Origin of the sequence: Novispirillum itersonii (assembly GCF_014205675.1) — a bacterium.
GTDB classification, from domain to species: Bacteria; Pseudomonadota; Alphaproteobacteria; order Rhodospirillales; family Rhodospirillaceae; genus Novispirillum; species Novispirillum itersonii_A.
The window spans coordinates 20,507-34,176 of the sequence record NZ_JACIIX010000002.1 but is presented as its reverse complement, the minus strand read 5'-3'; the positions used below and the strand labels follow the sequence as shown (position 1 = coordinate 34,176).

At 62.0% G+C, this 13,670-nt stretch carries 16 protein-coding genes; 8 read left to right on the top strand and 8 right to left on the bottom strand.

Going from position 1 to position 13,670, the window contains the following annotated elements; translation table 11 throughout:
• Positions 1–4 precede the first annotated feature (4 nt).
• The 6 genes from FHS48_RS03400 to FHS48_RS03375 form a co-directional block, all read right to left on the bottom strand.
• Complete coding sequence (locus FHS48_RS03400) at positions 5–724, bottom strand: protein phosphatase CheZ (protein ID WP_260402322.1); 720 nt, start codon at positions 722–724, stop codon at positions 5–7.
• Between the two features lie 297 nt (positions 725–1,021).
• Positions 1,022–1,411 carry a response regulator gene (locus tag FHS48_RS03395; RefSeq protein WP_184261454.1) on the bottom strand — a complete coding sequence of 130 codons (390 nt, stop codon included), beginning with the start codon at positions 1,409–1,411 and terminating at the stop codon, positions 1,022–1,024.
• Positions 1,412–1,540: 129 nt separating this feature from the next.
• Positions 1,541–2,467 carry a MotE family protein gene (locus FHS48_RS03390; protein ID WP_184261451.1) on the bottom strand — a complete coding sequence of 309 codons (927 nt, stop codon included), beginning with the start codon at positions 2,465–2,467 and terminating at the stop codon, positions 1,541–1,543.
• Positions 2,468–2,552: 85 nt separating this feature from the next.
• Positions 2,553–3,380 (bottom strand): DUF6468 domain-containing protein, encoded by an 828-nt coding sequence (locus tag FHS48_RS03385; protein ID WP_184261449.1) that lies wholly within the window; start codon positions 3,378–3,380, stop codon positions 2,553–2,555.
• A 4-nt stretch (positions 3,381–3,384) separates the two neighbouring features.
• Positions 3,385–4,548 carry a flagellar motor switch protein FliM gene (gene fliM / locus FHS48_RS03380; protein ID WP_260402321.1) on the bottom strand — a complete coding sequence of 388 codons (1,164 nt, stop codon included), beginning with the start codon at positions 4,546–4,548 and terminating at the stop codon, positions 3,385–3,387.
• 124 nt (positions 4,549–4,672) lie between these two features.
• Entirely contained in the window at positions 4,673–5,239 is a 567-nt protein-coding gene (locus tag FHS48_RS03375) for a flagellar basal body-associated FliL family protein (protein ID WP_184261445.1), read from the bottom strand.
• 429 nt (positions 5,240–5,668) lie between these two features.
• Between FHS48_RS03375 and flgF the strand changes: the two genes are divergently transcribed.
• From flgF to FHS48_RS03350, 5 genes are all read left to right on the top strand, one after another.
• On the top strand, positions 5,669–6,415 hold the full coding sequence (flgF, locus tag FHS48_RS03370; protein WP_184261443.1) for a flagellar basal-body rod protein FlgF: 747 nt from the start codon (positions 5,669–5,671) through the stop codon (positions 6,413–6,415).
• Positions 6,416–6,493: 78 nt separating this feature from the next.
• Positions 6,494–7,279 (top strand): flagellar basal-body rod protein FlgG, encoded by a 786-nt coding sequence (gene flgG, locus FHS48_RS03365; protein ID WP_184261442.1) that lies wholly within the window; start codon positions 6,494–6,496, stop codon positions 7,277–7,279.
• 48 nt (positions 7,280–7,327) lie between these two features.
• Complete coding sequence (gene flgA / locus FHS48_RS03360; RefSeq protein WP_184261440.1) at positions 7,328–8,401, top strand: flagellar basal body P-ring formation chaperone FlgA; 1,074 nt, start codon at positions 7,328–7,330, stop codon at positions 8,399–8,401.
• 159 nt (positions 8,402–8,560) lie between these two features.
• Positions 8,561–9,358 carry a flagellar basal body L-ring protein FlgH gene (gene flgH / locus FHS48_RS03355; RefSeq protein ID WP_184261438.1) on the top strand — a complete coding sequence of 266 codons (798 nt, stop codon included), beginning with the start codon at positions 8,561–8,563 and terminating at the stop codon, positions 9,356–9,358.
• A 187-nt stretch (positions 9,359–9,545) separates the two neighbouring features.
• Positions 9,546–9,920 (top strand): flagellar biosynthesis regulator FlaF, encoded by a 375-nt coding sequence (locus FHS48_RS03350; protein ID WP_184261436.1) that lies wholly within the window; start codon positions 9,546–9,548, stop codon positions 9,918–9,920.
• 113 nt (positions 9,921–10,033) lie between these two features.
• Here the strand turns inward: FHS48_RS03350 and dksA are convergent, their stop codons facing one another.
• Both dksA and FHS48_RS03340 read right to left on the bottom strand, forming a co-directional pair.
• A complete protein-coding gene (gene dksA, locus FHS48_RS03345; protein ID WP_184262010.1) occupies positions 10,034–10,450 on the bottom strand; it encodes an RNA polymerase-binding protein DksA in 417 nt (138 codons plus the stop codon).
• Between the two features lie 152 nt (positions 10,451–10,602).
• Positions 10,603–11,025, bottom strand: a complete 423-nt coding sequence (locus tag FHS48_RS03340; protein WP_184261435.1) for a flagellar assembly protein FliX — start codon at positions 11,023–11,025, stop codon at positions 10,603–10,605.
• Positions 11,026–11,377: 352 nt separating this feature from the next.
• On the opposite strand from FHS48_RS03340, the gene FHS48_RS03335 reads away from it, so the two are divergent.
• From FHS48_RS03335 to FHS48_RS03325, 3 genes are read left to right on the top strand one after another with little or no spacing between them, the layout of a single operon-like run.
• The gene (locus FHS48_RS03335; protein WP_221443356.1) at positions 11,378–12,556 is read left to right on the top strand and encodes a flagellar basal body P-ring protein FlgI; all 1,179 of its coding nucleotides are present in this window, start codon (positions 11,378–11,380) and stop codon (positions 12,554–12,556) included.
• Between the two features lies 1 nt (position 12,557).
• The gene (locus tag FHS48_RS03330; protein ID WP_184261434.1) at positions 12,558–12,971 is read left to right on the top strand and encodes a rod-binding protein; all 414 of its coding nucleotides are present in this window, start codon (positions 12,558–12,560) and stop codon (positions 12,969–12,971) included.
• Complete coding sequence (locus tag FHS48_RS03325) at positions 12,968–13,618, top strand: hypothetical protein (RefSeq protein WP_184261433.1); 651 nt, start codon at positions 12,968–12,970, stop codon at positions 13,616–13,618. Before FHS48_RS03330 ends, FHS48_RS03325 begins: the two co-directional genes overlap by 4 nt.
• Positions 13,619–13,670 lie beyond the last annotated feature (52 nt).

Genomic DNA, 13,670 nt, shown 5'->3' with positions numbered 1-13,670 from the left:
TTAATTATTTGTCAAAGCTGGCAAGCAGCGCATCAATATCATCCTGCGCCATCGCCGAGGCGGACGACTGCGGCCCATTGAGCAGGCCGGTATCGCCATCGCGGTCACCGACAGCGGCAGCCTGCTGACGACCGTAGTTTCCGGCAGCCTGCACATCCGTCGGATTCGAAGCGGCACGGGCCGCCGCCAATGTTTCCGGATCGAAGGCCTTGATCAGATTGTCGACACGGTCTTCGATGCTTTTCAGCATCCGCACCACCTTGGTGATGCGCTGGCCGGTCAGATCCTGAAACGAACAGGCTTCATAGATCATCGTGGTGGCATCCATCAGCCGCCCCGACGCATCCCCGTCAACCTCTCCGGCCACCGCTTCAATCACTTCCGTCGCATCCATGATGGCACCGGTCGCGTTTTCTGTGGCCTGAACAATGGCGTCGAGCTCGTCAGCGGCGGTCGGAAGGAATTCTTCCCGGATATCGGTCGGATTCAGCGACGCGATTTCCTGCTTAGCCTGCTGAATGTACCGGGACAGGCCTTCCAGCTCCTGATAGAGCCGCATGTCCTCGGCGGTCAGCTCGCCGCCGAGTGACCCCAGAATATCCCCGACAATAATACCGATGCGGTCAACCGGGACCGCATCGCCCTGACGGCGGCGGATATCCGAAACACAGTTTGCGATTGAAGCCTGAAGCCCCGACCCCGGAGCAGTACCATTAGCTGCCATAACCACGATCCTCCCAGGATTCCCCTGCTCTGCCCCCCGCAGAGACCGGCAACAGATCCGATTTAAAAAAAGTATCCTGCTTATGGATCCGGCACCAGCCCCTTAAACTGGCAGGGCACAGCGACTGATACACGCACAAGGGGCACCCCCCTCTCCGGCCTTGCAGACCATGCTCTTCCGGTATGGGAAAACATCACCGAAGAAGCGTTGAGACAGCCCCTGCCGGATGATGCCATACGCAGAAAGAACAACAGCGGCAGAGAGACCCTGCCGCTGCTTACTGTCCGCGAAACCCGATCAGAAGTCCCCGAGGACGCTGACCATCTTCGACTTCAGCGTTTCCGCGTTGAACGGCTTCACGATGTAGTTGGAAACACCGGCTTCCTTCGCGGCGATCACGTTCTCGGACTTGGATTCCGCAGTGACCATGATGAACGGCAGAGCCTTCAGCTTGGCATCCGCCCGCACTTCGCGCAGCAGCTGCAAGCCGGTCATCGGCTCCATGTTCCAGTCGGAGATCACCAGACCGTAGGTCTGGCCCGAACGGAGCTGCTGCAGCGCCATGCTGCCGTCAGTGGCTTCGTCGATATTGTTAAAGCCAAGTTGCTTAAGCAGATTGCGGATGATGCGCAGCATCGTCTTATAGTCATCCACAATCAGGATGTTCATGTTCTTATCGACAGCCATCTGACACTCCGTTCATGACAGCCCTAGGGCAGCCATCGCTTTTGCAGAACACAGTTCCGCCTTGTTTTTAAAGGAGTCAGGGGGCCACACGCAACCCCTTTCCCCGCTCAACCCCCCAAAACCGCCCCCTCACTGACCAGGGAGTGGAATTTTGCGGCGCTTGCTCAATTCCGCGGTGAGGATCCGGGCCTTGGCCGGATCCATCGCTGCCAGAATCGAGGCAGACTTCGCTTCCTTCATGTTTTCCATGATCGTGAGAAGAATGTCCATCTCAAGATCATTGAAAATTGCAGCAGCCTCAACCGGCTTCATTGCCGCATAGATCTTCACCAGCTGGTTGATGCGCTCCAGTTCCTGCGCATCATGCTTTTTCAGCAGGTCCTTAATCGTATTTTCAAGTGTACGCATATCAGTGACCTTAGCGTCAATACGCTGTTCGGCCGCTTTTAACAAATTCTCGCGGGTCTCAAGTTCCCGTTCGCGCTTATCCATCACTTCCCGGCGTTCCGCCAGTTTTTGCAGCACGTCAATTTCCGTCTGGGTCAGGTTGACCGGATCCTTCAGTGGATCACAGGCCCCTCCGCTGGTAATCGACGTCGGCCCGGACGGAGCCGGTGTCCCTTCCCCGCCCTGCGCCAGCTGAATGCGGGGCCCCGACTGGACCGCCAGCATCGCCGCAGGCGGTGACGTCAGCGGCAGCGGCGGCGTGACCGAGGTCGAGGCCTGCTGGGCAAAGGCCTGATTCTGCCCCACCTGAAGGCTCTCGGGCAGAGACTGCGCATCCTGCCACAGGCTTCCCAGCCGGGCCGACAGCATCAGAACGGAAGCAAAGATCACCAGCGGCAGCAGGCGGACCCGGGGACTCCGCGCCATCACAACTGCTGCGGGAGCCTTCCCGCCTGACAGCGGCGCCGAGAGCGGGGCTTCACCATCCACGCTGACCATACCGATACCGGACAGAGCAACACCCTCCGAACCGGCGGCCGCCGCTTTGGAGTTGTTAGCCCGGGATCCGGGCGGAGTGTTGTTACCCACGGGCGGTATCTGCTTCGCCATTCTTGCGTCCTGTCAGGAAACCCTGTCTACCACACCGCCCGGGGAATGCCATTCTGCGCAGCGCCCGGGTGGCACACTTTATCCTTCACCGCGCCGACTGCAAGGCCCGCAGCAATTCCCGCTCTGCCTCAGACCGCTCGTCATCACCGAAACCCTGCTTCGAGGGCGAAGCCCCGGCTGAAGGCGTTTCAGACGCCAAAGCCGCCCCCAGCGAAGACGCCCCCAGCGCCGCAGAGGCGGGACGCGACGGACGCGGAGCCACGGGAGCAGCCGTCGCAGGGCGGGCCGGGGCCGGAGCCGCCGGACGGGTTGCCACAGGGCGAGGCGGAGCCGCAGGACGCGAAGCGGCAGACGGAGCCGCCCCCGACATCGCCGACGGCCGCGGACGCATGTCCGGCGCGGCTGTCAGCGGCACTTCAGCAGCAGCGGCCTTGGTCGCAGCGGCAACAGCCTCCATCGCCACCCGCTCGGCAGCGGCCGCAGCACTTTCAACATCCATGAACGCCGGCGGCGTCACCGCCCGGCCAGCGCTGGCTGCCGGAGGAACTGTGGCAACCGACGGCGCGGCACCGGTGCTGACCGGCCCGTTATCCCGGGCGGTCCGCACCGCGCCTTCAAGGCGGTCAGCGGCCTGACCGGCACGCTCCACCATGAACGCCAGATCATCCCGGAGCAGCTGCGCCCGCTCCACGCGTTCCTGCAAGGCCTTGGACGCTTCCTCGCTGGCTTTGCGCAGACGGGGAATCCCGCTTTCAGCCCGCAGGGTCGCTTCATTGAAGGCAGCAATCAGCCGCCCCAGTTCCTCGCGGTTTTTACGCAGGGCAGACAGGCGGCTGTTCAGGATGACGGCGAAAACAATCGTCGGCACCAGCAACGCCACCACAACGACATCAAGGATGAGCGAAATGGTCATGGCATCAGCCCTTCTGCCGCTTGATCTTGTTATCAACGCGGATGGAAATATGGTTCCCCTTACGCCCCATCTGCCCCATGAACAGCGGGACATCGCCGCACCGCAGTTCCACCGGGGAATTCGGGCTGGCATTCAGCATGATCCGGGAACCGATCTGAAGGTTGAGGATATCCTTCAGCGGCAGGATCTGCTCATCCAGCACCGCCTCCATCTCGACCTCGGTAAACCACATCTCTTCCGCAAGGTGGGTTTCCCAGATCGAGTCGCGGCCGAATTTTTCCCCCATGAACATCTGGAGCAGAAGCTCGCGGACCGGTTCAAGGGTGGCATAGGGCAACAACAGCTCAAGACGTCCACCCCGGTCTTCCATGTCGATTCGCAGCTTGGCGACAATCGCGGCATTGGAGGGACGGGAGATGGTGGCAAAACGGGGATTGGTTTCCAGACGGTCGAAACGGAAGGTCACCGGCGACAGCGGATCGAAGGCAGCCGACAGATCGGCCAGCACCACATGGATCATCCGCTCCACCAGATTGCGTTCAATCGTGGTGTAGGGGCGCCCTTCAACGCGCATCGCCGCCGTACCGCGGCGCCCGCCAAGCAACACGTCCACGATCGAGTAGATCAGGGCGCTGTCGACGGTCATCAGACCATAGTTGTCCCACTCCTCGGCCTTGAACACCGTCAGCATCGCCGGAAGCGGGATGGAGTTCAGATAGTCGCCGAAGCGCAGGTTATAAATATTGTCGAGGGACACTTCGACGTTATCGGAGGTGAAGTTACGCAGTGACGTGGACATCATGCGGACCAGACGGTCGAACACGACTTCCAGCATCGGCAGGCGTTCATACGACACCAGTGCCGAGTTCAGGATCGACTGGATCCCGGTTTTCTCGTAGCGCTCATCATCAGAGTCATCGAAGCCAAGCAGGCTGTCGATTTCATCCTGATTCAGCACACGGGTGCTTTCCCGGCCCGAAGAGGACGGAGACGGGAAGTCCGCGAACTCTTCAACGCCGCCACCACCACCGCCGCCCAGCATGGCTTCCCATTCGGCAGCCATCGCATCGGCGTCGTCGATATCGCCCCCATCCCCATCGCCGCCCGCAGCTGCGGGCGCAGGGGCGGCGCCATTGCCGCCTCCGGCCATGGCTTCCCATTCGCGCATCAACGCTTCTTCGTCTTCCGCGGTTCTGGATGCGTCCTGTGGCGTTACCATCGTTTCACCCTCGTCATCCGGTACCCCGCCATCCACCCCGGCCCCTGTGCAGGTCCGGGACGGGCGGTCCGGGTTACTGGATCAGCATTTCCTTAAACAGCACGTCGTTGACTTTCGCCGGACGTACCGCCGCGTTCACCCGCACCAGAAGCTCTTCCCGCAGGCGGTAAATCCCCGCCGCGCCCTGAAGATCTTCCAGCCGCAGTTCCCGCAGATAAATCTGAAAGTTATCGATGATGCGCGGCATCACCGCTTCCACCGCCGGGACATCACCGCCGTTGGACAGTTCCAGACTGACGCGGATTTTCAGGAACGTCCGCTTCCGGCCCTGCCCGTTGATATCAACCAGCATCTCCGGAAGATCATAGAAGATCGTTCCCTGCACCTGACTCGGCGTCTGGCCAGCACCGGCCGACGGCTTCGGAGCCTCAGCCTCAACGGCGGCCTCCTGCTTTTTGCCCCCCAGCAGCGGATCAAGAAGCCCGGCGAAGAAAGCCCCGGCCAGACCGCCGACCAGCAACAGGACCGGCAGCACGATCAGGATCAGCATCTTTTTCTTTTTGCCCGCGCCGCCGCCGGCGTGGCCACCGCCATCGTCGTCGTCGTCGTCGTCGTAGTCTTCTTCAAGATCTTCAGCCATGCTGATCCCCGAGAATGTCTGTCTGTGTCGCGGCCCCTGTCCCCACAGATCAGACGGGGCCGGAAACCGTTTCGGCAGTGCGTTTCAGTCCGGCGCTCCGGGCGGCAGGATCACGCTGATCCCATACGCACGCAAGCGGAGCACACACGGACAGAGCCCGGTGCCCCGGACGTCGTGAGCCCACAGTAGACATCAACTGTTAAGAATGGGTTAGAGCCGCCACCCGGCAAAACCTTCCCACCGCCTTCCTGCGCATCCCGCCACAGACCGCCAGAGACAGGGCCCGGCGATGATCCGGGATGAGAAGAATTCTTTATTGTATTGTTTTTATTGAGTTTTATAAAACCTGGCACGCGATCTGCTTTAGGTTTCAGCACATCATCCCCCCCGGGGTGACACCAGTTAACCGATCCTGGATGGACCTGCGCCATGGAAAATACCGGATACATCGCACTGTCCCGTCAGACCGCCCTGTGGCGGCGCATGGATACCATTGCGAACAATCTGGCGAACATGAACACCACGGGCTACCGTGGGCAGGACATGATGTTCACCGATTATCTGGTGCGCACCCCCAATACGGACTCCGCCTTCCGCGATCAGGTGCGGTTCGTGCAGGACATGGGGCAGGTCAATGACCTGACGCCCGGCCCGCAGAAGACCACTGGCAACAGCATGGACGTGGCCCTTCAGGATGCGGACACCTTCTTCGCGGTGGAAGCCTTCGGCGGCGAGAAGTACACCCGGGCTGGCGGCTTTACTCTGGATGATCAGGGCAAACTGGTGACCCGCGATGGCGCGCCGGTGCTGTCGGAAAACGGCACCCCGATCTTCATCGCCCCCAACGAATCGCAGTTCACCGTCTCTGAAACCGGTACCGTCAGCACCGAAAACGGCGCGATCGCCAAACTGAAGGTCGTGCGGTTCGACAATCCGCAGGCCCTGCGCCGTGTCGGCTCCTCGCTGTGGGAAGCCAACACCGACCAGACTGCCCAGCCCGCCGCCACCGCCCGTGTCGCCCAGGGCTTCCTTGAAAGCTCCAACGTCAACGGAGTCGTGGAAATGACCCGGATGATTGATGTGCAGCGGTCTTACCAGCAGACCCAGAATATCCTCGACCGCGAGGATGAGCGCATCCGCAAGACCATTGATATCTGGACGCGCCGGTCCGCCTGATCCGGCAGCGTTTTCCACCCCAGGATTTAAGATGCGGTCCCCGTCAGCGGAGACCGGCCCCAGATAAGGAAGATAACCATGCGGTCCCTGAACATCGGCGCCTCCGGCATGCTGGCCCAGCAGACCAACGTGGAAGTGATTTCCAACAACATCGCCAACATGAACACCACCGCCTACGCACGGCGTCGGGCGGAGTTCAGCGATCTGCTGTACCAGAACATCCGCCGTCCGGGGTCGACCTCCGCCGACAACGGCAACATCGTTCCGGCCGGTGTGCAGCTGGGCCTTGGCGTGAAGACCAACGCTGTCTACCGCATCAGCGAGCAGGGCAGCATGACCTCCACCGAGAATCCGCTGGATATCGCCATTCAGGGCAAGGGGTACTTCCAGATCCAGCGCCCGGACGGCACCACCGCCTACACCCGTGACGGCTCGTTCCAGCTCAGCCCGGAAGGTCAGATCGTCACCCATGACGGCTATCCGGTGCAGCCGGGGATCACCATCCCGCAGAACGCCGTTCAGGTCACCGTCAACGCCTCCGGCGAAGTGCTGGTCAAGCTGGACGGTCAGGTCAACACCCAGAACGTCGGCCAGTTGCAGCTTGCCACCTTCGCCAACGAAGCGGGCCTTGAGGCGATCGGGCAGAACCTGCTGATCGAAACCCCGGCCTCCGGCGCCCCGGTGACCGCCACCCCCAGCAGCGCCGGATTCGGCACCGTGTTGCAGGGCTTCCTTGAGACCTCCAACGTCAACGTGGTGGCAGAAATTACCGAGCTGATCTCCGCTCAGCGCGCCTACGAAATGAACTCCAAGGTCATCAAAAGCTCCGACGAAATGATGGCAACCCTCAATCAGGTGAAGTAAAGGCTTTCCAACCGACGGCGCCCCTCCCTGAAACCGGAGTCCCCGATCATGATCTCCCTCCGTGCCTCCCGCATCGTTCTGCTTTCCCTGGCCCTGACCGCCCCGCTGGGCGGTACCGCCATGGCCGCAGGATCTCCGGTTGCCGCCGCAGCGCCGGTGGGGGTCAGCGTGCCGCAGGTTCTTCAGGGAACGGCCTACCGGGAGCTGGATGCCACCGCCTCGCCGGTGGTGACCCTGCGCCGGACCGCCGCGATTTCGGGGGATGTGGTCCGACTCGGCGATCTGTTCCAGTCTTCCAGCGGCAAAGCCCTGCCGCAGGAGCAGGAAGCCGTCATGGGGGCCCCTCTGGTCGGCAGCCCGATTGTTCTGGATGCCGTGCGCCTTCAGGCGATTGCCAATAAGTTCGGGCTGATCTGGACCCCGACACAGCCCAACGACAACGCCGTGCTGACCCGGGAAACCACCACCATCGGCAGCACTGAAATTATTGCCGCCCTGCGGCAGGATCTGATCACCCGTGGCATGTCTGAAGAGGCGGAGGTGGAGCTGGGCTCCGGCCTCCAGACCGCCACGATCGCCGCCGGGGAGATGGGCAATATTGCCGTGCTCGACGCCAACTACGACCGGCGTTCTGGCCGCTTCACCGCTCTGGTCCAGACCGGCAGCGGCAATGGCGACACCAAGAAGCTGCGCCTGACCGGCCGCACCATCGACACCGTTACCGTGCCGGTTCTGTCCCGTGCCCTTGGCCGGAAAGACGTGATTCAGGTGCAGGATATTCAATGGACCAAGATGCGCAGCACCGATCTGCGCGACGGCACCGTCCTTGATCCGGAACGCCTGATCGGCCAGACCGCCAAACGCCCGCTGAAGGCTGGTGAACAACTGATGCTACAGGATGTTGAGCGGACTGTTGTCGTCACCAAAGGCCAACCGGTGACCATGGAATTGATCACGCCCTACATGCGTCTCAGCGCCAATGGCATTGCCCTGGATCCCGGCGGGATCGGCGATGTGGTGCAGATCCGCAACCTGCAAAGCAACAAAGTGATCAGTGGCATTGTTACCGGACCGCATCAGGTGCGCGTCACCCCGTTAGGACAGGTGGCTGCGGCACGCTGATCTCTGTAAACTCCGTCACCGAGTCCCCTGCCCCAGAGGCAGGCTTTGGTGTGAGAGCATTTTTGACCCAGGAAACAGGGAAAAAGATTCCCTATTCTCTGGCATGGGGGTTGCATATCCTGTAACCAGATGCGCACACCGGCCACCCGGAGAAGCCCCATGTTTCGCCTGACTGCACAGAAGACCCATCCATCGCCCCGGCGCGCAGGCTCATCCGCCCGCAGGATTGCGGCGCTGCTGTGTCTGAGCACGGCCCTCAGCGGCTGCAATACCCTGCAACGCCTGTCCGAGGTCGGTGACGGCCCCCAGCTCTCCACCATCGAAAATCCGGTCCAGAAGCGCGATTACCGCCCGGTTTCGCTGCCGATGCCCGCGCCGGAAATGTCGCAGCCCAATCCCAACAGCCTGTGGCGCCCCGGTGCCCGCGCCTTCTTCAAAGATCAGCGCGCCGGTCAGGTCGGTGACATCCTGACCATCATCGTCAACATTCAGAGCGAAAAGGCCGAACTGGACAACGCGACGTCCAGCTCCCGCACCGCCGGCGAATCGATGGGGATCCCCAATCTGTTCGGGCTGGAAGCCTCCGCCGCCAAGGTGCTGCCCGACGGGGTCAACCTGAACAGCCTCGCCTCGGCCAATTCCAAGGGATCCCACTCCGGTTCCGGCTCCATCAAGCGCGAAGAAACCATCAAACTGCGGCTTGCCGCGGTGGTTCTTCAGGTGCTGCCCAACGGCAATCTGGTCATCGCCGGGCGGCAGGAAGTGCGGGTCAACGCCGAGCTGCGTGAACTGGCGATCACCGGCGTCATCCGTCCGGAAGATATCCGCTCCGACAACACCATCGACTGGGACAAAATCGCCGAGGCCCGGATCAGCTATGGCGGACGCGGCACCATTTCCGACGTTCAGACCCCGCGCTACGGTCAGCAGATTTTCGACATTATCTTCCCCTTCTGATCCCGCGCCCCCCACCGGACAGACCAAAGCCTCCGCCCTTCCGGTGCGGGGGCTTTTCTTTGCTGTCATCCATGTCGGAACAGACCAATCAGAGGGATACCCCTTTCCCTCGCCGCCCCGGAGGCGCACACTTCTCCCGTCATCTGACCGCCATCGGGCGGTCCCGACAGACAAAGAGGAGAGGGGCATGACCTCCTGGGACGATTACAAGGCGGAGCGCGAAGGGGAAGCGCTGGCGCTGGTTCTGGCGGCGGACGCCATTAACGCCGCCGACGAAACACAGAATGCCGACCGCATCAAAGCGGCCGTCGAGCATAACCTCCAGCTGTGGCTGGCTTTTAAGGCCCTGAGCCTGAGCACCCACAGCGTTTTTCCGGAAAACACCCGCGAGAACATCATCCGCCTTGCTGATTTTGTCAGTTCGGAATGCGTTCTGATGCTCAGCGGGAAGCCGACGGATACCCTGAAAACGATTGCCGAGATCAACATGCAGATCGCCGAGGGGCTTCTTGAAGCCCTCCATAAGACCGAGCAGAAAATTCAGGATGGCCTGACTCACTGACCGGTACGGTGGGACCTCCCCCCAAGATAAAAACCCCGGAGCAGTGTTCCTGCTCCGGGGTTTTTCATCAGCCGGGATGTCTCAGACCCAATCCGCAATCGGAACGGTGGGCCTCAATCGGAACGGTGGGTCCGCTCCATCCGCTCATGACGCTCCTGCGCTTCGATGGACAGGGTGGCGATCGGACGGGCCTCCAGACGGCGGAGGGTAATCGGCTCGCCGGTTTCCTCACAGTACCCGTAGGTCCCGTTGGTCAGCCGTTCCAGCGCCGCATCAATCTTGGAGATCAGCTTGCGGGCGCGGTCCCGGGTCCGCAGCTCCAGCGTCCGGTCCATTTCCGCAGAGGCCCGGTCAGCAAGATCCGGCTCCTGCAGGCCACCTTCCTGAAGATGCTCCAGAGTTTCTTCGGATTCCCGCAGCAGTTCCTGACGCCAGCTCAACAGCTTCTGGCGAAAATATTCCCGCTGCAGATCATTCATGAACGGCTCGTCGTCAGACGGGCGATAATCGGGGGGAAGGGTGACGGTCACAGCAGTCATTGATCAAAAGCCTCCCAAATCCGGCGGGGACTATAGGCGGCAGATGTCACATTCGCAAGTCCGCAGTGTTGACAAAGCCCCAAGACCGTGGATTTGACACGGTTCCGTCATATGCGGTGGACCGGGCGACAGACCTCAAACCCTTATCTCCGGTTGAGTTTGGCCAGCTCCACCTCAGCCCGGAGTTCAATTTCATCAAGAACTGCCGCCAGTTGCGGATCAACCCCCGATTCACGGCGGGTCCGGGCCAGATGCGCCAGAGAGGTCAGGCTGTCTTTGGAGACCTTCCCGTCCAGCACCCCCTGCCGCAGCTCCTCCAGGTGATCCAGCAGCTCTTCACCGCGCTGAATCATACGTTTGCGCGCCCCGCCGCCCGCATCCGGATCAACGGACTGCATGGCCAGAATGCTCTCGATTCCGGCAAGGGTCACCGGAGCGTCAACCGCTGTCGGTCCGTTATCATCCAGAGGCCCCAGATGCCGGGAAAAGGTTCCCCCCGCACCGCGCCCTTTTTCCGTCCGCTTTGCCGGAGCCGTCGTACCTGAGCCAACACCGGAAATCTTCATGATGCCTGAATGCCTTACGCCTTGGGCCGGAACAGGCCACCGGAGCAGCGGCCCACCGCCCCCGACCGGGGGGAGGAATTGATTTTAAGATCTTGATCTATGCCATGAAAGCGGAAACTACCACCCTCCCCCCGGCATATTTTGCCGCCCCTTGCTCCAGACCCGGATCCCATCCGATTTTCCCTGACCGCAATTCTTTCTAAACACTTTGGTTTTAACACTGTGGCACGGGATTCGCATGTGCGGTACGCGCCTGTCTCCTTCGTAAGGAATTTCCCCGGACTGACGGCTGCGTTTCCGAACACCCTGCCCACCCGTGTCACTTTGCCCTTTTGAGAGAAAGCACCTGTCCATGACCGGCATCCGCACTTTCCTCACCACCCTGCTCCGCCCGCTGCTGCCCCGGTCCGGTGCCGCACTCCGGACGCTTGCGGTGGCCGTGGCTGTGACCGCGGCAGCCGTCGGCACCCTGCCGTGCCCGGCGGAAGCAGCCCCGTCCCGCCTGAAAGACATCGCCGATGTCGAAGGCATCCGTGACAACATGCTGATCGGGTATGGTCTGGTGGTTGGCCTGAAGGGCACCGGCGACAACATTGAAAACATGGCCTTCACCAAGGAAAGCCTGATCGGGATGCTGGAACGCCTCGGGGTCAACACCCGTGGGTCCTCCCTGAAATCGAAGAACGTCGCGGCAGTGATGGTGACGGCCAATCTCCACGCCTTTGCCCGTCAGGGCTCGCGGATTGATGTCACCGTCTCGGCGCTCGGCGATGCCAAGAGCCTGATGGGCGGTATGCTGCTGGTGACGCCGCTGATCGGCGCTGACGGCGAGGTTTATGCCGTCTCGCAGGGCACCGTGCAGGTCGGCGGTTTTGAAGCCTCCGGGCAGGCCGCAACCATCACCAAGGGCGTCCCCACCGCAGGCCGGATCCCAAGCGGCGCGATTGTTGAACGGGAAGTGCCGTTCGAGCTGGCATCGATGCAAAGCGTAAACCTTGCGCTGCGCAACCCTGACATCACCACCGCCACCCGGATTTCCGAGGCCGTCAACGCCTACATGGGGGCCCTCAGCGCCCGTGCCACCGACCCCGGTACCGTGCAGGTCGCCGTTCCGCCGGGGCGGTCTCTGATCGAGTTGATGACCGAGCTGGAACAGCTGCGGATCGAACCGGACATGCAGGCCCGGGTGGTGATTGATGAAACCAGCGGCACCATCGTCATCGGCGATAACGTCCGGGTTTCCCGCGTCGCCATCGCCCAGGGCAATCTGACCATCAAGGTCACCGAAAGCCCGCAGGTCAGCCAGCCGAATCCGTTCTCCGCCACCGGTGAGACCGTCACCGTCCCCCGGACCGACATTCAGGTCGATGAACAGGCGGACCGTAAACTGGCGGTGGTTGACGGCGGCGTCAGCCTTCAGGAAGTGGTCAATGGCCTGAATGCCCTCGGCATCGGCCCGCGCGACATGATTACCATCCTTCAGGCCATCAAGGCCTCCGGTGCCCTCCAGGCCGAAATTGAGGTGATGTAAGATGAGCACGATGACGTCTTCTCCCCTCTCCGGCACCGGTCTGGCTGCCGCCACCGAGACGTTGGACACCGCCCGCAGCCGCTCCCGCGCCGCCTCGGCCTATGGTCAGCAGGCCACCGGGAAGGGCAAGTCGGTGGAGGCCACCCGGCAGGCCGCTCAGGAGTTTGTTTCCTTCTTTGCGTCACAGATGATGCAGCCGATGTTTGACGGCATTAAATCGGACGACATGTTTGGCGGTGGTGTCGGTGAGGACACCTGGAAAAGCATGATGATTGACCAGTATGGGAAGGAAATCGCCCGTCAGGACGGGCTCGGCCTGACCGATCAGGTGATGACCGCCATGCTGGAGGCTCAGGAAAAAGCCAACGCCGCCGCGTCCGCAGCGCCGTCCACCGTCACGGAGGGTAACGAATGACCCGGATTACCCGCTCCTCAGGCACCCCGACACGCCCGGCAACCCGTGGGTCCGCAGGCCCGGCCCAGCGGGCTGGCCGTGGGGAGGCCGCCGCCCCGGTGGCAGCCCCCGGCAGATCTGCCGCCGCCGATCCCAATCCGCAGCAACAGCAGCAGCCGGGGCAACCCCGCAGCCGGGCACCGCTGCCTGCCCAGCCCGCCATTAAACTGCCTGACGGGGACCGTCCCGCCGCCATCCTGTTTCTGGTGGAAGAACTGACCACCCAGCTGACGCAGGAAAATCTGGCGCTGGAAAACCGCGCCTTTGATGATCTGCGCGAAGCCCTGCCCCGTAAGCAGGCCCTGACCCGCGCCTATACCGAAATGGTTCTCGGCCTGAAAAAAGACCCGGATCAGGTCAAGGGGCTGGAGCCGGAACGGCGGAATGCCCTGCTGGCCGCCGGGGAAAAACTGGACGAGACCATGCAGAGGAATGAACTCCTTCTGCGGGCCAGTATCAATGCCATCAACAGCTTTATGGGGTCCATCACCTCCGCCCTGCGGGACGCGCAGGAGGCCCAGTCGGCCTCCTACAGCGACCACGGCAAAATGGACAGCAAGAATATCACCGCCCGGGCGCTGGCCGTGGCGTTGAATAAGGAACTCTGAGCGACCGCTCCCACCGGTGCCGGACAGTCCGGCTCTCTCTGACACACGGTTT